This is a genomic window from Arthrobacter sp. FW305-BF8 (assembly GCF_021789315.1).
In the GTDB taxonomy this organism is placed as follows: Bacteria; Actinomycetota; Actinomycetes; order Actinomycetales; family Micrococcaceae; genus Arthrobacter.
This window is the reverse complement of sequence record NZ_CP084561.1, coordinates 416,414-435,402: the sequence shown is the minus strand read 5'-3', so window position 1 is coordinate 435,402 and position 18,989 is coordinate 416,414. Positions and strand designations below refer to the sequence as shown.

Genomic DNA, 18,989 nt, shown 5'->3' with positions numbered 1-18,989 from the left:
CTCCAGGAGACGGCGCGGGCCGCTGCTGTTACAGCCCTTGGCCTACTTCTTGACCGCCCGGGTGCGGACCAGGGCCGTGGCGCCTGCGGCGAGGCCAAGAAGACCCGCTACCAGCCCGATCCAGCCCGCGGCCTGGCCGCCGTTGGAACCTGCTGCCTGCGTTTCCGATGCCGGCGTGGCCGATGCGGAACCATCGGCGGCCTCCGCCGCGGTGACGACGAACGAGGGCGCGGGGTGGTGCTCCTTTTCAGCGGCCGGAGCAGAAGCTGCGGCGGAGGAGTTTGCGGACGCGTGGTCATGCTCGGCCTCGGCCGCGTCGGCCCAGTTCACCGTGGTGCCGTCAGTGTAGCCCTGGGCCGCGGGCAGCATCAGGGTGGTGCCGGCTGCCGGGAGCCGGCCGACGGACAGAGTGAAGGTCTGGAATTCCTTCTGCCCGATCTGATGGGCCGCATCGGCGGTCCAGATCACGCTGGTCGCGGCCTTGGTGACCGTTGCGCCCGCAATTTCCACCGGCTTGGGCAGGGTGGACGTGACCACCTGCGCCTTCCAGCCGTCCATCGGCTTCACCGAGACCGAGGTCAGCGGGGTGTCCGTGGGCAGCTTGACCTCCAGCCGGTTGGTCTTGGCTGTCTCGGATTCGTTCGGAACACTGAAGGTCAGTTTGGTGAAGCCGCCCTCGGCGGTTGCGGAGGGGTCAACCGTGACGTGCGCCGAGGCCGCGGTGGCACCGGCGGCGAGGAGCCCGGCCGTGAGGGAGGCGGCGGCTGCGGTCTTGAGGGTACGGCGGATGGAGGTGTTCATGAGGGTAATGCCTTTCACAGAAAAATCAGTCAGGGCCCATGCGCCACCAAGGCGACACGGGCAGGTAGCTGCATGCCGCCGTCGGACCCTGGCTGGAGCGGAACCGTCCCTAAAGGACCATCCCGTTCTGCAAGGAACCCGCCTAGGCGGCCAACGGCACCGGCGGCCCGCGCCGGGTGGGCAGGCGCACGCCGGCGCGAATGCGCGGGAGGATGACCGGAGTTGGAAAAGGCGCGGGGACGCGGGAGGGAAGGATAACTGCCGGTTCGGGTCGCCGGATAAGCGGCTGCAGCCAGGAAGCCAGCGCTGAGAGCACGCGTTCACCGCGGGCCAGCAGGACGGCGGTGCACAGGGTGGCCACGGCGTGCGCAGCGAACATGAGGCCGTCTGGTGCCGCAGGATGGACGCTTCCGGCGGCTGCCGACCCTGCGGCGGCCAGCGCGTCCGGGCTCATGGCACCCGGCTGCAAGGCACCCGCGTGGCCGGCATGGCCCGGCATCAGCGCCGCGGACCCCGGTGCGGCCGAACCCGCACCGCCCAGCGCCTCGAGAGCCCAGTGCAGCCACAATTGGCCGGCGCCCAGCAATGACATCAAGGCAGGGGCGGAGAGGCGGAACCGCGTCAGTGCGGCGACGGGAACGAGTGTCACGGCGAACAGCGCCGCCAGGATGGCCGCTGAGGGAAGCTGGCCGCCGCCCGCAAGGTGCCCGCCGGCGGCAAACCCGATAATGAGCGAACCGATCAGCCCGGTGCGGAAAAGCCGGAACGAGGCACAGGGCATCATCAGCGGTCCTTTCCGGAAGATGGACGGGCACAGCGGGCGTCCCAGCAATTCTACTGGGACGCCCGTGCCGCTGCCTTGTCCGATCATCCGAACCACCATTCCGGGCCGCCCAAACTTGTAACTAACCGGCGCAAGGCCCAAGGTTTTCCCACTCTTCCGTGTCTACGGTCGGGGTGTCACAGCAGCTCCGGGCCTGGTGGAGGGAGGCACCGATGGAACTCCGAGGTCCCCTGCGCCACTTCCGCGCAGCCCTGGTCACCGCCGTGGCGGTCTCTCTTGCCGCCGCAGGCCACGTGCTGGGTGGCGGGCAGCTTCCGGATATCGGGACAGTTGCCATGACGGCAGCAGTCCTGTTGGCCCCGGCCGCCTGGCTCGCGCGGCGGCAGCTGTCGTTTGCTGTCCTTTTCGCGCTGCTCGGCGCAGGCCAGCTGGCATTGCATACGGCCTTCGCAGCTTTCTCACCCGGGGCTTCCTGCCTGCCACAGCTGCCGTTTTCCCAGTTATCCAGCGGCCTGACGCCGCCGGCGGGCGGTTTGACGCACTACGGGCATGGGGGCCTGAACTGCACGGCGGCCGCGGAAACCATGGCCATGGGTAACGGTGCCACTTCGCCCGCCATGCTGGCAGGCCACCTCCTCGCCATGCTGGCCACCGCCTGGCTGTTGCGGCGGGGCGAGGCCGCACTGTGGCAGCTCCTGGCGTGGCTCCGTCCGCTGGTGCGGCTCCCCCGGCCCTTCGGGTTCACACCCGCCAGGCACCGTCCTGCGGCCTGGCCAACGGTCTTCGTCGCTGCCGACCGCCGCAACCTGCGGCACGACACCCTTCGCGGTCCGCCCCTGGCCGCCCTCCCGCGCACCATTTAACCTTCCTGCGTATGGCCAACGAGCCTGCGCGGGGTGCCGGGACGCCGCCTGACCATCCCTCACCCTGCTGCCCCTCGGCACGAGCGCGGCAGCACCCGCGAAAGGCCCTGTCATGACCACCTCAGCAAACCGAGCTGCGCACTCGTCTGCACTGAAAACTTCTGCCCTGAAAACTTCTGCCCTGAAAACCGTCACAGTCGTCACGGCGGCGGCCGGCCTCATGGTCCTGGGGGTGGGCTCAGCATCCGCCCACGTCCGCGTGGACCCCGCCTCTACCTCGGCCGGCGGCTTCTCGCAGCTGACCTTCCGGGTTCCCAGCGAGTCAGCTGCCGCCAAGACCACCAAGGTCACCGTCACGCTGCCCACAGCGACGCCGTTCACCTCGGTCTCGGTCAAGCCCATGGACGGCTGGACGGCGAAGATCACGGAAGCGGCCCTGCCCGCACCCGTCACGGTGGAAGGCGCCAAGATCACCAAGGCAGCCGCCACGGTCACCTGGACAGCCGATGCAGCGCACCAGCTCGGCCCGAATGAGTACCAGACGTTCTCCATCTCGGTGGGCCGGCTCCCGGAAGCCGGGACCACTGTGGCCTTGCCCGCGGCACAGACCTACTCCGACGGAACGGTGGTGAAGTGGAACCAGCCCGAGACTGCCGGCCAGCCCGAGCCCGAGCACCCGGTCCCCTCCTTCGTCACCACCGCGGCCGCGGACGAACACTCGCATGCGGCACCGGCTGCCGCGGCGGCCCCCGCCGCAGACACGGCAACTGCAGACACAGCAACCGCGGACACGGCGGCGGCAGCGTCCACCACCCCGGCCGCGGCCGCACCCGACAACACGTTCGGCATCGTCGGCCTCGGAGCAGGCCTGCTCGGCCTGGCCGCCGGGACGGCGGCCCTGGTGCGGACCCGGAAGCCGCGGCAGAACTGATCCCTGTGAGAAATGCCAAGAGCCCGGCCGCGCGACTGCGGCCGGGCTCTTGGCATTCCCCGGTTAGGCGCGGGTGACCACGAGGGCCGCGCTGTGCCCGCCGAACCCGAAGGCATTGACGAGTCCCGCCGTCGCGGTGCTGCCGCTGACGGTACCGGTGATCACGTTGAGGTCCACCTCGGGGTCAAGGGCAGCCACGTTGTATGTGCCGGGCAGGTCGCCGGTCCGGAGAGCCTGCAGCGTGGCGATGGTGGCAAGGGCTCCCGCTCCGCCGAGCAGGTGCCCGGTGAGCGACTTTGTGGAGGTCACCGGGACCTGGTCGCCGGCAATGGTCTTGATGGCCTGCGCCTCCAGTCGGTCGCCCACGGGGGTGGAGGTGGCGTGCGCGTGCACGAATCCGATGTCCGTCCCACGGAGGCCGGCGGAGGCAAGGGCCTTCTCCATGACCCGCACCTGCATGTCCGGGTCGGCTGCCACGATGTCGTTCGCGTCCGAGGTCACGGCTGCCCCCGCTATGCCGCCCAGCACTTTCGCGCCCCGGGCACGCGCGTGTTCCTCGCTCTCCAGCACCACGATCCCCGCCCCTTCGGACAGCACGAACCCGTCGCGGTCCCGGTCGAACGGCCGTGAAGCCCGCTCCGGATCGTCGTTGCGGGTGGAGAGCGCCCGGATCTGCGAGAAACCGCTGATGATCAGGTCATTGACGGAGGCATCAACGCCCCCGGCAATTACGACGTCGACGGCCCCGGACCTGATCATGTCGGCACCCTGGGCAATCGCCTCGGCCCCGGACGCACACGCGCTGACCGGAGTGCGTGCCCCGCCCTTGGCGCCGAGGTCGATGGAAACCCAGGCGGATGGTCCGTTCACCATGAGCCGGGTCAGGGTGTGTGGCGAAACCTTGCGGGGACCGCCATTGTCCAGTTCCCTGACCTGTGCGAGCACGGTGTCCATGCCGCCGTAGGCCGAGCCGATCACGACGGCCAACCGCTCCGGCTCGACGTCCGGCTTACCCGACTGCTCCCAGGCTTCGCGGGAGGCAACGAGCGCCAGCTGCCCGCAACGATCCATCCGCTTCAACTCGCGGGTGCTGAGGAACGCGCCCAAATCCGCGGTGACCCGGCCGGCAATGCGCACCGGTAGCGCTTCAGCCCAGCTGTCCTCCAGCGCCGTGACACCCGAGCGCCCGGCCAGCATGGCCTCCCAGGTCTCGGCCACGGTGGCCCCGAGCGGGTTCATGGACCCCATGCCCGTCACGACGACACTGGTTGATCCTGAAGCACTGGTTGATCCTGTAACGGGTGCTGCGGCAGACGACTGGTTTGTGGGCACGGCGATACCTTGCTTCGTTGGTTGGGAGACCGTTCGGGAGCCGGAGCCCCGCGTTGGCGCAGTTACTTTGCGGGGTTGTGCGTCCCGATAGGCACCAGCGTGAGGTCCGGATGGTTCTTCTCGATGCGGCGCAGGGCCCAGACGTCATTGAAGAGGGCCAGGTATTCGCCGTCGGACCGCAGCAGCACCTCGGCGCCCGGCACGTTGGCCAGCGCCGGCATGGCATCCGCCGTCGAAATCCTGGCCATGGAGTACGGAAGGCGCTCCAGCCGCATCGGCGCGCTGAAGTCGTGCGCCATGCGGTCCTCCACCACCTCGAACTGCATGGGCCCGACGGCGGCAAGCACGGGCGCCTGGTCACCGCGGACGTCGGAGCGCAGCACCTGGATGACGCCCTCGTGCTCAAGCTGCTCGATCCCGCGGCGGAACTGCTTGAAGCGGCTGGGGTCCTTGGAGCGGGCAACCTGGAAGTGCTCGGGAGCGAACAGCGGAATGGCCGGGAACTCCACGGCTTCCTCAAGGAACAGGCTGTCCCCCACCCGCAGCGAAGACGCGTTGACCAGACCCACGACGTCGCCCGGGTAGGCCTCGTCAATGACCTCGCGTTCGCGGCCGAAAACCTGCTGCGCGTACTTCGTGGCGAAAGACTTTCCGGTGCGGGTTTGGGTGACCACCATGCCGCGCTCGAACACGCCGGAGCAGACGCGGATAAAAGCAACGTGGTCGCGGTGGGCTTTGTTCATGCCTGCCTGGACCTTGAACACGAATCCGGAAAACGGCGACTCGACGGCACGCGGGGTGCCCTCGATGTCCGGCCGGGGCGCGGCCGGCGGGGCGAAGTCCACCAGGGCGTCCAAAAGTTCCTTGACGCCGAAGTTCAGCGCCGCGGAGCTGAACAGGATGGGGGTGGCCTTGCCCGCGTGGAAGCTCTCGACGTCGAAGGCGAGGTTGGACTCGATGACCAGGCCGGCCTCGTCGACAGCATCCGTCCAGTTGCCGCCCTGGCTTTCGGCGGCCTCTTCGGGAGTGAAGTACTCGGTGAGGGCGATGCTGGCGCCGGCGTTGTTCCGCTGGAAACGCGCGAACCTGTCGTTGCGCAGGTCCCAGACGCCGCGGAAATCGCCGGAGATGCCCACGGCCCAGGTCAGGGGCATCGGTTGCAGCCCGGTGCGCTCCGTGATCTCGTCCATGAGGGCCAGGGCATCCAGGCCCGGGCGGTCCCACTTGTTGATGACCGTGATGATGGGAAGGTTCCGCTGCTTGCAGACCTCGAACAGCTTCATGGTCTGCGTCTCAAGGCCCTTGGCCGCGTCCACGAGCATCACGGCGCAGTCGACGGCGGCGAGCACACGGTAGGTGTCCTCGGAGAAGTCGGCGTGGCCGGGGGTGTCCAGCAGGTTGATCACCGTGTCCCGGTAGGAGAACTGCAGGGCGGCCGAGCTGATGGAAATGCCGCGGTCCTTCTCCATCTGCATCCAGTCCGAGACCGTCTCCTTGCGGTTGGCCTTGCCGCTGGAAGCGCCCGCGGTGCCGATCACCTTGGCGTGCAGGGCGAGGGCCTCGGTAAGCGTGGACTTGCCGGCGTCCGGGTGGGAGATGACGGCGAACGTGCGGCGGCGGGAGGCCTGCTTGTGGATCTCGTGCACTCGGGCGGGGCTCTGCACTTCTTGGGACACGGTGCTACTTTCACTGCGATCCGCGGGGGATCCTGATTGGAAAAGGTGGCGGCGGAACCTGCCAGCCAAGGCTTCAAGTTTATCTCAGGGGCGGAATCCGCACCGAAGGCGGGCCAAAAGTGCCTCCGAGCCAGCCGCCGTCGGACGCACTCCGGATGCCTTTTCCACAGGACCCCGACGGGGCACTTTAAGGCTTGCCCGTGCGGTTGCTGGGGTAATCTACCTCTAGGATGGTGCATGCGGGAAACCGAGTACTTTTGATCCTGCCGGCGGACTACCGAAAACCGGCAAACCTGCAGGCCCGCCTGCACCTTTGAAGGGAATATTTATGGCTCGCAGCCCTGAAGAATCGCTCAAGGCGACTTTGGGGAGGGTGGCCCCGGGGACCCCGCTGCGGGACGGCCTGGAACGCATTCTCCGCGGACGCACCGGTGCGCTGATCGTGCTGGGCTCGGACCGGACCATCGACTCGATCTGTTCCGGCGGCTTCGACATCGGCATCGACTTCTCACCAACGAGGCTCCGCGAACTGGCCAAGATGGACGGCGCCATTGTTTGCGACAAGGATGCCAGCAACATCCTGCGGGCGGCAGTCCAGCTCGTCCCGGACTCGAGCATCGAAACGCAGGAATCGGGCACCCGGCACCGGACCGCGGAACGCGTGGCCATCCAGACAGGCGTCCCGGTCATATCGGTAAGCCAGTCCATGCAGATCATCGCCCTGTACGTCAACGGGCTGCGGCATGTGCTCGAGGGCTCCGAAAAGGTCCTGGCCCGCGCCAACCAGGCCCTGGCCACACTGGAGCGCTACCGTTCGCGGCTGGACCAGGTGACCAGCTCGCTCTCCGCCCTGGAGATTGAGGCCATGGTGACCGTCCGCGATGTGGCCGTGACCCTGCAGCGCCAGGAGATGGTGCGCCGGATCTCCGAGGAAATCTCGCAATATGTGCTGGAGCTCGGCGAGGACGGCAGGCTGCTCTCCCTCCAACTGGACGAGCTCACGGTGGGCCGCGGCCCGGGCAGCGACATCATCATCCGCGACTACGCCGGGCCGAACGCATCCCCGGAGGACATCGACGGCGCCGTCAGCGCACTCCTCAACCTCGGCCCCACCGAACTGATCGACCTCAGCAAAATCGCCGGAATCATCGGCTTCGCCGGCGGTGTGGACACCCTCGACGCCGTGGTGCAGCCGCGGGGCTACCGGCTCCTGTCCGGGCTCAAGGCCGTGCCGAAGGCCGTCGCGGACAGGCTCGTGGACCACTTCGGCGGGCTGCAGTACCTCATGGCTGCGACCATTGACGACCTGATGACCGTGGACGGGATCGGCGACCAGCGTGCCCGCACGGTGCGCGAGGGCCTCAGCCGGATGGCTGAAGCCAGCCTGCTGGACCGCTTCCTCTAACCCCGTCAGCTGAGCTGGAAGGCCGTCGGCGGGCTGACCTTGGCGCCAAGCTTCGCGATGAACACGTAGTACCCGCTGCCGGCAACCGCGCCGTCCGGCACCGCCTCGCAGCCCTGCACGGAACGGTTGCGCGGCCACGGGAAGTTCGCCGTTTCACTCTTGCCGGGCGCAATGGTCTTGACCAGGTCAGTGCTGGCGGCCTGGCAGTCGGCGGAGGAGAAGACGCGGTCCGAGCCGCTGGTGACCAGGAAGTCCATCTGCGACGTCCCGATGTTCACCTTGCAGGGAAGCTTTCCGCCGTTGGTGACCGTGAGGCTCAGCACCGGCTTCTCGTCTGCGGCGTAGGACGTCTTGTTGGTGGCCGCCTTGACCGTCACGAGCTTCTGTTCGCACGCGGGCGAGGCGGAGGGGGTTGCAGAAGGGCTGGCCGAAGGCGTTGCCCCCGGCTGCGCGGTGCTGCCCGGCGTTGAGGAACCCTGCGAGGAGTCCTGCGCTGACACCTGCTGGGCGCCGCCGAGGAGGCTGGTTACCGTTGCGACACCGCCGGCGATCAGGCCCAGGACCAGCAGCAGCGCCACTCCGGCAAAAAGCCGACGACGGCGGTACACGGCGGGGCCCGGCTTACGGCCCCCACGGGGCCCCGTTTTCCCGGAAGCCGTTTTCTGTGCCGCCGGTTGCGGTGACCGGTTCCGGCCCGCGCCGGAGTTCGGAGTGTCTTGCCTGCCCATCCTTCTAGGCTAAGGAACGGCCGGCTTTCTGCTGCACCACCACGCCGCCATCGCCCCACCATGTCCAATTCGTGACTCAAATTCGGGTGACAACTGTCAGCACACTTACTAAAATTGAATCCCGGATACCACTTACCGGGCCGAGTTGGAGAGGACCACTGATGGTAGATCACGTGTCTGGCGGTCACCTCGAACGCGTTCTTCTGCCGCTGACGTTTGGCAAACATCAGAGCCAGGGGACAGCGTTCACGGTGCTTGCGGTTGAGATCTGGGACACCGGGATCCTGGTGAACCTGCATCTCGCCTCAGTCAATGACGACGAGCCGCAAACCCCCGAAATCGTTATCCATGACCACTTCGGCACAGAGTACAAGCTGGATGAGGTGGCCACCGTCGGCACCCGCCAGCTGCAGTTCTTTGCGCCCTCGATACCGGAGGGAACGCGCAGCCTGACCATCCGCTCAGTGGATCCGGACAGCGCCAGCTTCGTGGTGGCCCTTGCTGTTCCGGCGCCCAACGGCCGCGGCGGCGAAACTTTGCACGGCCATGTGCGGCGGCTGCCCGCACGGCAGGAAGGACTGCCTCCCGCGCAGAAGGAGGCCAGCTGACGATCCCTGGCCGGAAACCGCCGTCGGGGTTTTCAACTAGAGTATTGGCATCAAAACCACAGCCGATTACCCCGACCTGACGGACGTCCACTCCTCACTGGAGGACTGGTTCGACGCCGAAGCCCGGGACTTGCCGTGGCGCTCGCCCGGCTGCTCCCCCTGGGGCGTGCTGGTCAGCGAGATCATGCTGCAGCAGACCCCCGTGGTCCGTGTGCTGCCGGTCTGGGAAGAGTGGCTGCGCCGGTGGCCGGAGCCCGCAGCGCTGGCACTGGAACCCGCCGGTGAGGCCGTCCGTGCCTGGGGCCGGCTGGGCTATCCGCGGCGCGCGCTGAGGCTGCACGCTGCCGCAGTCGCCATCGAAGGAGACCACGGCGGCAGGGTCCCGCAGGACTACGCCGAGTTGCTCGGACTGCCAGGTGTGGGCAGCTATACGGCGGCCGCCGTCGCCGCTTTCGCCTTTGGGCGCCGCGAGACGGTGGTCGACACCAACATCCGCAGAGTCCACGCGCGGCTCTTTTCCGGCTCCGCACTGCCAGCCCCGGCCCTGACGGCCGCGGAAATGCGGCTTGCCGCGGAGCTGCTGCCGACCGACGCCGGCAGTTCCGTCCGCTGGAACGCTTCAGTCATGGAGCTGGGGGCGCTGGTGTGCACGGCCCGGGCACCCAAGTGCGCCGCGTGCCCCGTCCGCGACCGGTGCGCCTGGCTCGCCGCCGGCGAGCCGCCGCCGTCGTACACCCCCAAGGGCCAAACATGGCACGGCACAGACCGGCAGGTCCGCGGCGGTGTGATGGCCGTCCTTCGGCTGGCGGACGCGCCGGTGCCCGCGGAGATGTTCCAGCAGGCACCCGCCGACCTCGGGTTCGAAGCCGCCGGCATCGGCGTGCCGCTGGCCGCCCTGCACCGGTTGAACTGCGCGCCGGAGCAGCTGGAACGGGCGCTGGCCGGCCTCCTGGCGGATGGCCTGGCCGAACTGCACCATGGCGGGTACCGGCTGCCGGCCTGACTGCTTCGCCCGGACTGGCACCTGCCGCACGGTTTTGGTCTCAATTAGGCACCCACGGCACGGACCGGGTAACGATGAGGGCACCAGTTTTGGCCCCGCCGGGTCCCCTTCGGCACGCCGGATCTACCCTGAAGTATGGGCAAGACAGGGGTACTTTTGGCCACAATCACGACGACGGCACTCCTCTCGGGGTGCCATGCCTTCGAAACGGCGTGCCCGGCTGTCGGCCAGGTGTCCGGGGTCGCGGTCACGGTGGCCGCAGGCTACGCCCCCGAAGTGAAGACGCTTCATGTGAAAGCCTGCCAGGATGGCAAGTGCAAAGACGACACGCTCGAGCTCGTGGCAGGCTCAGTACCTGTTGACTTGGGCTGCGCCGATGCTTCCAAACCCGATGCCGTGTGCGCGGCAACCGCCAAGCCGGACGGCACGCGACGGGGAATGCTGAATCTGGACAGGCTGGGCGAGTCCCCGATCAACGTCACGGCCAGTGGGCGGTCCGCCAGCGGCAAGCCGCTGCCCGTGCGCACGCTGACCTTCGCCCCCAGGGCCAGCTACCCGTTCGGCGAGCAGTGCGGACGGTTTGTCTCGGCTTCCGTGGTGCTGGATGCGGCGGGCCTCAGGCAGGACAGGTAGCCTGCCTGAACCCAGACTGCCGGAACCCTCTCAGGGTTCCCCGAATCCGTCCCGTACCAGCCCCGCCACATACGCCACCGCGCGCTCGGCGTCGGGTCCGTACGCTTCCACGTGTAGCACCGATCCCTTGCCGGCACCCAGCGTCATCAGGCCGGTCATGGAGGCGCCGTCCACTCCGTTCACGGTCACGTCCGCATCCAACGCAGACAGGCCGCCGGCTATCTTGGCGGCGGGCCGGGCATGCATGCCTGCGAGGTTGACGAGCTCGAAGTCCCCGCTGGCATCCGGGGCCAGGGCTTCCGGTTCATCCGAGGCCGGGCCATGGGCGGCGGGCTGCTTACCGGGCTGCTTACCGGCGGTGGCGGCGGCCGGGTAATTCTCTGCCTTGGGCCGCGGCGCGGGATAGCCATGGGTGGCCTCGGCTGCACGCCGGACAGCATGAACGCTGGCTCCTCCCTGGGCCGCCACCGCTGCCGCCACGAGGCCCTCGATGATCGGGGCGTCGGCGAGGAGCACGGTGCCGCTGCCCTCGGCGAATTCCATGGCCGATTCCGCGGTCATCACGGCCGAGCCCAGATCGGTCAGCACCACCACACCATCGCCCCCGGCAGCGGTTTCCAGCGCCGCCATTACCTTTTCCATGCTGGTGCCGATCCGGCCGTCCGACGTTCCACCGGCCGGCACCATCATCACGTCCGGCGCCATCTGGGCCGCGAGCTCCACGGCGCCGTCGGCAATCTTGTCACTGTGCGAAACCACCACGATCCGCACCGTCATGCGGCGGCTCCCGCAGCGGCGCGAAGGATGAGGGCACTTGAAGCGGCCCCGGGGTCCCGGTGGCCGGCACTTCGCTCCCCGAGGTAGCTGGCCCTGCCCTTGCGCGCCACCAGCGGATCAGTGGCCACGGCGCCGGCCTCGGCAGCCTCCGCCGCGGCGATCAGGACCGCCAGCGTGTCGCCGTCGGCCGCTGCCGCTGCGGCTGCGTCAACGGCAGGGGTCCAGGCATCAACCATCGTCTTGTCGCCCGCCTCGGCCTTCCCCCTGGCCACGATGCCGTCCCGCGCCGCGGTGAGCGCGGCGGCGAGCGCTGCCGCGTCGATGTACGCGGCATCGCCCAGCGTGGTTGCGGCCCGCAGGAATGCCGTGCCGTAGAGCGGGCCGGCAGCCCCGCCGACCTTCGACATCAACGCCATGGCCGTCAGCTTGAGCGCGGCGCCGGGGGTTTCGGGAGGACTCTCGGCGAGCTTGTCGAGCACCGCCTGGAAGCCGCGGTCCATGTTTTCGCCGTGGTCAGAGTCGCCGATGGCCCTGTCCAGCTCGATGAGTTCCACCCTGTGCTCCGCCATTGCCTGCGCCGACAGCGTCAGCCATTTGACGGCCCAGGTCACGTCTAGCCCCACCGCTACACGCCCCACCGGAGAGCCGGCGTGTGCACGGGCGCATCCCAAAGGGCTGTCATTTCGCCGTCGAGCCGCAGCACCGAGACGGAACAGCCCTGCATCTCGAGGGACGTGATGTAATTCCCCACCAGGGAACGCTCCACCGTGAGGCCCCGCTCCGCCAGGATCTGCGCGGCCCGGCGGTAGACGATGTACAGCTCACTCAGCGGCGTCCCACCCATGCCGTTGACGAACAGGAGCACCTTCTCCCCCGGCGCCGTTCCGAGGTCGCTGAGGATCGGTTCCAGCAGGCGGCTGGTGATGCCATCGGCGCTTTCCATGGCGATCTTGTGCCGGCCCGGCTCACCGTGGATGCCGATGCCGATTTCGATCTCGTTGTCCTCGAGGTCGAAGCTCGGGGTGCCGGCATGGGGCACCGTGCAGGCCGAGAGCGCGACGCCCATGGTCCGCACGTTCTGGTTCACACGGTCACCGATGGCCGCCACCGCGTCGAGGTCGTCACCGCGCTCGGCCGCGGCCCCGGCGATCTTCTCCACCAGGACCGTGCCGCCCACGCCCCTGCGGCCGGCCGTGTACAGCGAATCCTCCACCGCAACGTCGTCGTTGACGAGCACGGTGCGGACTTCCACGCCCTCGGCCTGGGCCATCTCGGCCGCCGTTTCGAAGTTCAGAACGTCGCCGGTGTAGTTCTTCACGATGTGGACCACCCCTGCACCGGAGTTCACGGCGAGCGTGGCCGGAATGATCTGGTCGGGGGTCGGTGAGGTGAAGACGGCGCCGGGAACAGCGGCGTCGAGCATGCCACGCCCCACAAATCCGGCGTGGAGCGGTTCATGTCCGCTGCCGCCGCCGGACACCAGGCCGACCTTGCCGGCAACGGGGGCGTCCTTGCGGGTGACGTACTTCGGATCGGCACTGACTGTCACTAGGTCTGCATGGGCTAGGCCGAATCCCTCCACGGATTCATCCACAACAGCGCGCGGGTCATTGATGAGCTTTTTCACGGCCGGCTCCTGGGCTCTCGGTCCTTTTATTGGCATCGGTCAGGATGTGCTTTGACCCTACTACCGGCACCTGCTGCGCGGTAGTTCGGAAACGGCGGAAGGGACAGCCCCCAATGCTGTCCCTTCCGGCTCCCAAGAGTTTATCCAGCAAATGTATAAAACGAAAGGACTGTTACGGGGCGGCAAAGCCGCGCTGAGCGCGGCCCCGCGGAGATCCGGGCAGGCTCTAGAGAGCCTTGATCATCCGCGTGTTGCCCAGCGTGTTGGGCTTCACGCGCGCAAGGTCCAGGAACTCCGCCACACCTTCGTCGTGCGAGCGCAACAGCTCGGAGTACACCTGCGGGTCCACGGCCGACTGGTCCGCCATGACCTCGAAACCGTGCCGCTTGAAAAAATCGACCTCGAAGGTCAGGCAGAACACCCGCGAAACGCCCAGCGCGGCGGCCTGCTTCAGGAGACTCTCGACGAGGACGTGCCCCACTCCCCTGCCCCGCCAGGCATCTGAGGCGGCAAGGGTGCGGACTTCCGCGAGGTCCTCCCACATGACGTGCAGGGCTCCGCAGCCGATGACCTCGCCGTCCGCCGACTCGGCTATCAGGAACTCCTGCAGGCTCTCGTAATAGGCCACCGTCTCCTTGGCCATCAGTATTCGCTCTTCCGCCAGCGGCGCCACCAGTTTCTTGATGGCAGCCACATCGCTGGTCCGGGCAGGGCGAACGGTGAAGGAGTCAGTCACAGCCCCATCTTACGGCGGCGGCCCCGGCCACCTCCGGCGGGAGGTCAGAGGCCCAGATCCGCGGGCAGCTCGATGTCCTTGCCCAGGACGTTCCTGGCCAGGAAGTGTTCAACCACGCCGTACCAGATCTTGGCGTGCTGCGGCTGCAGGATCCAGTGGTTCTCGTCGGGGTAGAAGAGGAACCGGTGGCTGGTCTGCCCGTTCTCGTCGGACGCGAGCTGGGACTTGGATAACAGCTCGTACCAGAGCCGCAGGCCCTCCCCAATGGGCACCCGGTAGTCCTTGTCACCGTGGATGACCAGCATGGGCGTCCGGATCTTCTCGACATGCAGGTGCGGGGAGTTCTCCAGCGCCATCTCCGCCGTCATCTCCTTGAGCCAGTACTGCGACGCGTCGGTGGTGGGCCCGAACTGGTCCAGCGCCCACAGGCTGGCATGGGTGACGATCGCCCTGAAGCGGTCCGTCTGCCCGGCCACCCAGTTGGCCATGTAGCCGCCAAAGGAGCCACCCATCGCGGCAGTGCGGCTTTCATCGATGTCCGGCCGCTGCACCACAGCGTCCGTGATGGCCATAAGATCCGTAAACGGCGCCTTGCCCCAGCCGCCCCAGCCCCGCTGGATGTAGTCCTGGCCGTAGCCCGTGGACAGGGCGGGGTCCGGCAGCAGGACAGCGTACCCGCGGGCGGTGAGCAGCCACGGGTTCCACCGCCAGGTCCAGGCATTCCAGGATCCCAGCGGTCCGCCGTGGATCCACAGCAGCAGGGGCGCGGGGCTCTCGGCGGAGGCGCCGGCCGGCAGTGCCAGGTAGGCGGGCACGCGGGTGCCGTCAGCCGCTGTCGCCTCCACCCGCTCCAGCGACCCCTCGGTTTGCGGCCGTTCCGCCGGGGACGGCAACCGCGTGACGTTCCCGCTGGCGAGGTCGATCCGGACGGGCTCGGCGGGGAACTCGTACGAGCTCCGCAGCGCATAGGCGCTGCGGCCGTCGGGTGAAACGACGACGTCGGTGTAGGCCGCTGCGTCCGGTGTCACCCGGGTGACACTCCCCCGGGCGGCACCTGCCGCAACGGAAACACTGAAAACCGGCGACGCGCCGTCGTCGTCTGCCGTGACCAGGAGGGCAGAGCCGTCCGGCAGCCACGCTTCGGGGTGGGGCCAGCGGTCCCATTCGTGTGCCAGGGGCTGCAGGTCCTCCGGACCGGCTTCCCCGGAGACATCGAGGAGATGCAGCCTGACCTGCGGCGCCTGCTGCGGCGTTGTGTCGCTTTCACTGACGACGGCGAGCAGGCCGCCGTCGGGGCTGACCGGGCCGGGGAAGTAGTTCATGCCCTCCTCGTCGAGGAGGACCCGCTGCGTGCCTGTGGCGACGTCGATGGCCACGAGGACCGAGCGCAGGTCCGCCTTCGGCAGCGGCTTCACCAGGCTCGTGTAGATGGTCTTTCCGTCCGGGCTGGCCACCGAGACGGCCTCCCGGAGGCGGGAACCCGCTTCCGGGGTGAGGTTGCGAAGGGTGAGCGGCGCCGCGCTGTCCACGGTGGCGGGCTTGCCGGATTCCGGCTCGGGCCCCGGCTCCACCGAGAAGAGCCGCGGCTGGGCAGGGCCCAGGTCCGCGTCCCAGTACCGCACCGGATACTCGCTGTGCAGGATGGCCGCCACCTTGTTGTCCTTGCGGCTCTTGCGGCGCTCGGCGTCGGCCTCCTCGTCGCCGGAGCCGGCAAGAACGGACGCGGTGACGAAGGCAGCGTTGGCGTCCCTGGCCGCAATGACCTTGTCCACGCCGCCAGCCCGCGACAACACCACGCGGGCCTCGCCGCCACCTGCGGGGAGCACCCAGAGCGCCTTGACGGGATCGCCGTCGGCCTCGCGGTCCGGATCGGGCCTGGCGGACGTGAAGTAGACGTCGCCGTTGGCCGCGAACGCGGCGCCGGCTTCGCCCTTGGCGCTGCGGGTGATCCGGCGGGCCTGCTTCCCGCCCGCCGGATCCAGCTCCCACAGCGCCGTGCCGTATTCGGTGCCCTTGCTGTTCAGCGTGGCGACCGTCGTTACCAGCCGCTGGCCGTCAGGGCTGAGGGCCAGGCCACTGACGCGCGGGATCGCCAGGTAGTGGTCGAGGTCGTGGAAAGGGGTCGCCGGTTGCTCACGCAGGATCGCTGCATCTTCAGTTGACATGTGCCGATTCAACACCGCCGGTGCTCTGGATCACAGGAGGGTTCACTATCGGTGAACCAGTACTTTCAGCACAACCTCTACCGGCGGGAGCGCAAGCAAAAGGCCCCGCCGGCTCCCTTTCGGGGGCTGGCGGGGCCTTTTGGCGCTGGAGTGCGGCTGGGTGCCGGGCGCCTCGTGCTAGGCGCTCGGGGCGATTTCCGGGATGCGCGGCTTGGCGTTGCCCGCGAAGGTGAACTTCGCGTCGTCGCCTTCGCCGTCCACATCCACCACCACGATGTCGCCGGGGTGCAGCTCGCCGAAGAGGATCTTCTCCGAGAGCTGGTCCTCGATCTCGCGCTGGATGGTGCGGCGCAGCGGCCGGGCACCCATGGCGGGATCGTAGCCGCGGGTGGCCAGGAGTACCTTGGCTGTCTTGGTCAGCTCGATGCCCATGTCCTTGTCCTTGAGGCGCTTCTCCAGGCGCGTCACGAACATGTCCACGATCTCGATGATCTCGTCCTGCGTCAGCTGCGGGAACACCACGACGTCGTCAACACGGTTGAGGAACTCGGGGCGGAAGTGCTGCTTGAGCTCCTCCGTGACCCGGGCGCGCATCCGATTGTAGCCGGTCTGGGTGTCCGTGCCGGACTGGAAGCCGGTGGCGACGCTCTTGGAGATGTCCCGGGTTCCGAGGTTGGTGGTCATGATGATCACGGTGTTCTTGAAGTCCACCACGCGGCCCTGGGAGTCGGTCAGGCGGCCGTCTTCCAGGATCTGCAGCAGCGAGTTGAAGAGGTCCGCGTGCGCCTTTTCAACTTCGTCGAACAGCACCACGGAGAACGGACGGCGGCGGACCTTCTCGGTCAGCTGCCCGCCCTCTTCGTAGCCGACGTAGCCCGGAGGGGCACCGAAGAGGCGCGACACCGTGTGCTTCTCGGAGTACTCGGACATGTCCAGCGTGATGAGGGCGTCCTCTTCACCGAACAGGAACTCCGCGAGGGCCTTGGCGAGTTCGGTCTTGCCGACGCCGGTGGGGCCGGCGAAGATAAACGAACCGCCCGGACGCTTCGGGTCCTTCAGGCCTGCACGCGTGCGGCGGATTGCCTGGGACAGCGCCTTGATGGCCTCGTCCTGGCCGACGACGCGCTTGTGCAGCTCGTCTTCCATCTTCAGCAGGCGCGAGGATTCTTCCTCGGTCAGCTTGAAGACCGGAATGCCCGTGGAATTCGCGAGGACTTCGGCGATCAGGTCCTCGTCCACTTCCGAGATGTCGTCCATGCCGCCGGTCTTCCAGTGGCGTTCCTTCTCGGAGCGCTCGGTGATGAGCTTCTGCTCCTTGTCGCGCAGCGCGGCAGCACCTTCGAAGTCCTGCGCGTCAATTGCGGACTCCTTCTCCATCTTCAGCTCGGAGATGCGCTCGTCCATCTCCTTGAGCTCCGGCGGAGCGGTCATGCGGCGGATGCGGAGCCGGGCTCCGGCTTCGTCGATGAGGTCGATCGCCTTGTCCGGGAGGAACCGGTCCGAGATGTAGCGTTCGGACAGGTTCGCGGCCGAGGCGAGGGCGCCGTCGGTGATGGTGACGCGGTGGTGCGCCTCGTAGCGGTCCCGCAGGCCCTTGAGGATCTCGATTGCGTGCGCAACCGACGGCTCCTTGACCTGGATGGGCTGGAAGCGGCGCTCGAGGGCGGCGTCCTTCTCGATGTGCTTGCGGTACTCGTCCAACGTGGTGGCACCGATGGTCTGCAGCTCGCCGCGGGCCAGCATCGGCTTCAGGATCGAGGCCGCGTCGATGGCGCCTTCGGCGGCACCGGCACCCACGAGGGTGTGGATCTCGTCGATGAAGAGGATGATGTCGCCGCGGGTGCGGATCTCCTTGAGGACCTTCTTCAGGCGCTCTTCGAAGTCACCACGGTAGCGGGAGCCGGCCACGAGGGAGCCAAGGTCCAGCGTGTAGAGCTGCTTGTCCTTGATGGTCTCCGGCACGTCGCCGCGCACGATCGCCTGGGCCAGGCCCTCGACGACGGCGGTCTTACCGACGCCGGGCTCGCCGATCAGCACAGGGTTGTTCTTGGTGCGGCGGGACAGGACCTGCATGACGCGTTCCATTTCCTGCTCGCGTCCGATTACAGGGTCCAGCTTGTTCTCGCGGGCAGCCTGCGTCAGGTTCCGGCCGAACTGGTCCAGCACAACAGAGCCGGCGGGAGTACCCTCTGCTTGGCTCTGGCCGACGCCGGCGCCCGTGGTCTCTTTGCCCTGGTAGCCGGAGAGCAGCTGGATGACCTGCTGGCGGACCCGGTTCAGGTCGGCACCGAGCTTCACCAGCACCTGGGCTGCCACGCCCTCACCCTCGCGGATGAGTCCCAGCAGGATGTGCTCCGTGCCGATGTAGTTGTGGCCAAGCTGCAGGGCTTCGCGCAGCGAGAGCTCCAGCACCTTCTTTGCACGCGGCGTGAAGGGGATATGGCCCGAGGGAGCCTGCTGGCCCTGGCCGATGATCTCCTGCACCTGCTCGCGGACGCCGTCGAGCGAAATGCTCAAGGACTCAAGAGCTTTGGCGGCAACGCCCTCACCCTCATGGATCAGACCCAAGAGGATGTGTTCGGTACCAATGTAATTGTGGTTCAGCATGCGTGCCTCTTCTTGGGCAAGCACAACTACGCGACGGGCACGGTCCGTAAATCGCTCAAACATTTCGCCACACTCCTAGCTACGACGTACTTTGATGCTACGTGGGCGAAGCCTGACTTGGGGAGCTTGTTCGCCACAGGGGAAACCGGGGGCCTTGCGCAGGTCCACGCAGCTGCCGTGCCGGACTTGCGGCGCAATGCCGGAGAGCACGCAAATAGCATCCGGGTGCCGCCAGTGCGCCATTTACCGTTTCACTATGCAGGGTGTCCGAAATCACCGCCGCGGAATGTTCCCTGGGCCCGGATTAGCTTGC

At 67.8% G+C, this 18,989-nt stretch carries 17 protein-coding genes; 6 read left to right on the top strand and 11 right to left on the bottom strand.

Features of this window, described 5'->3' with window-relative positions; genetic code table 11:
* Window positions 1–42 precede the first annotated feature (42 nt).
* The gene (locus LFT45_RS01970) at window positions 43–801 is read right to left on the bottom strand and encodes a YcnI family copper-binding membrane protein (RefSeq protein WP_236806278.1); all 759 of its coding nucleotides are present in this window, start codon (window positions 799–801) and stop codon (window positions 43–45) included.
* Between the two features lie 142 nt (window positions 802–943).
* A complete protein-coding gene (locus LFT45_RS01965; RefSeq protein WP_236806277.1) occupies window positions 944–1,585 on the bottom strand; it encodes a hypothetical protein in 642 nt (213 codons plus the stop codon).
* Between the two features lie 212 nt (window positions 1,586–1,797).
* On the opposite strand from LFT45_RS01965, the gene LFT45_RS01960 reads away from it, so the two are divergent.
* Window positions 1,798–2,448, top strand: a complete 651-nt coding sequence (locus LFT45_RS01960) for a hypothetical protein (protein ID WP_236806276.1) — start codon at window positions 1,798–1,800, stop codon at window positions 2,446–2,448.
* 112 nt (window positions 2,449–2,560) lie between these two features.
* The gene (locus LFT45_RS01955; protein ID WP_236806275.1) at window positions 2,561–3,379 is read left to right on the top strand and encodes a YcnI family copper-binding membrane protein; all 819 of its coding nucleotides are present in this window, start codon (window positions 2,561–2,563) and stop codon (window positions 3,377–3,379) included.
* A 63-nt stretch (window positions 3,380–3,442) separates the two neighbouring features.
* Here the strand turns inward: LFT45_RS01955 and LFT45_RS01950 are convergent, their stop codons facing one another.
* Window positions 3,443–4,627: a beta-ketoacyl-[acyl-carrier-protein] synthase family protein gene (locus LFT45_RS01950; protein ID WP_236808841.1), complete on the bottom strand. Its 1,185-nt coding sequence runs from the start codon at window positions 4,625–4,627 to the stop codon at window positions 3,443–3,445.
* Between the two features lie 146 nt (window positions 4,628–4,773).
* The gene (locus tag LFT45_RS01945; RefSeq protein ID WP_236806274.1) at window positions 4,774–6,387 is read right to left on the bottom strand and encodes a peptide chain release factor 3; all 1,614 of its coding nucleotides are present in this window, start codon (window positions 6,385–6,387) and stop codon (window positions 4,774–4,776) included.
* Window positions 6,388–6,715: 328 nt separating this feature from the next.
* Here LFT45_RS01945 and disA point away from each other — a divergent pair, with 328 nt between their 5' ends.
* Window positions 6,716–7,792: a DNA integrity scanning diadenylate cyclase DisA gene (gene disA / locus LFT45_RS01940; RefSeq protein WP_236806273.1), complete on the top strand. Its 1,077-nt coding sequence runs from the start codon at window positions 6,716–6,718 to the stop codon at window positions 7,790–7,792.
* 5 nt (window positions 7,793–7,797) lie between these two features.
* On the opposite strand, the gene LFT45_RS01935 is transcribed toward disA, so the two are convergent.
* On the bottom strand, window positions 7,798–8,400 hold the full coding sequence (locus tag LFT45_RS01935; protein WP_336885598.1) for a hypothetical protein: 603 nt from the start codon (window positions 8,398–8,400) through the stop codon (window positions 7,798–7,800).
* A 281-nt stretch (window positions 8,401–8,681) separates the two neighbouring features.
* Here LFT45_RS01935 and LFT45_RS01930 point away from each other — a divergent pair, with 281 nt between their 5' ends.
* The 3 genes from LFT45_RS01930 (at window position 8,682) to LFT45_RS01920 (ending at window position 10,764) form a co-directional block, all read left to right on the top strand.
* A complete protein-coding gene (locus LFT45_RS01930) occupies window positions 8,682–9,128 on the top strand; it encodes a hypothetical protein (protein ID WP_236806271.1) in 447 nt (148 codons plus the stop codon).
* A 166-nt stretch (window positions 9,129–9,294) separates the two neighbouring features.
* Window positions 9,295–10,131 (top strand): A/G-specific adenine glycosylase, encoded by an 837-nt coding sequence (locus LFT45_RS01925; RefSeq protein ID WP_236808839.1) that lies wholly within the window; start codon window positions 9,295–9,297, stop codon window positions 10,129–10,131.
* Window positions 10,132–10,287: 156 nt separating this feature from the next.
* Complete coding sequence (locus tag LFT45_RS01920; protein ID WP_336885597.1) at window positions 10,288–10,764, top strand: hypothetical protein; 477 nt, start codon at window positions 10,288–10,290, stop codon at window positions 10,762–10,764.
* Window positions 10,765–10,794: 30 nt separating this feature from the next.
* On the opposite strand, the gene dhaM is transcribed toward LFT45_RS01920, so the two are convergent.
* The 6 genes from dhaM to LFT45_RS01890 form a co-directional block, all read right to left on the bottom strand.
* Window positions 10,795–11,541, bottom strand: a complete 747-nt coding sequence (gene dhaM / locus LFT45_RS01915) for a dihydroxyacetone kinase phosphoryl donor subunit DhaM (RefSeq protein WP_236806269.1) — start codon at window positions 11,539–11,541, stop codon at window positions 10,795–10,797.
* Entirely contained in the window at window positions 11,538–12,164 is a 627-nt protein-coding gene (gene dhaL / locus LFT45_RS01910; RefSeq protein ID WP_236806268.1) for a dihydroxyacetone kinase subunit DhaL, read from the bottom strand. The genes dhaM and dhaL overlap by 4 nt, the downstream gene beginning before the upstream one ends.
* A gap of 2 nt (window positions 12,165–12,166) precedes the next feature.
* Window positions 12,167–13,168, bottom strand: coding sequence for a dihydroxyacetone kinase subunit DhaK (dhaK, locus tag LFT45_RS01905; protein WP_236806267.1), 1,002 nt, complete (start codon window positions 13,166–13,168; stop codon window positions 12,167–12,169).
* Window positions 13,169–13,394: 226 nt separating this feature from the next.
* Entirely contained in the window at window positions 13,395–13,904 is a 510-nt protein-coding gene (locus LFT45_RS01900; protein ID WP_236806266.1) for an amino-acid N-acetyltransferase, read from the bottom strand.
* Window positions 13,905–13,948: 44 nt separating this feature from the next.
* Window positions 13,949–16,069: a S9 family peptidase gene (locus LFT45_RS01895; RefSeq protein ID WP_236806265.1), complete on the bottom strand. Its 2,121-nt coding sequence runs from the start codon at window positions 16,067–16,069 to the stop codon at window positions 13,949–13,951.
* Window positions 16,070–16,246: 177 nt separating this feature from the next.
* Complete coding sequence (locus LFT45_RS01890) at window positions 16,247–18,739, bottom strand: ATP-dependent Clp protease ATP-binding subunit (protein WP_111903217.1); 2,493 nt, start codon at window positions 18,737–18,739, stop codon at window positions 16,247–16,249.
* Between the last annotated feature and the right edge of the window lie 250 nt (window positions 18,740–18,989).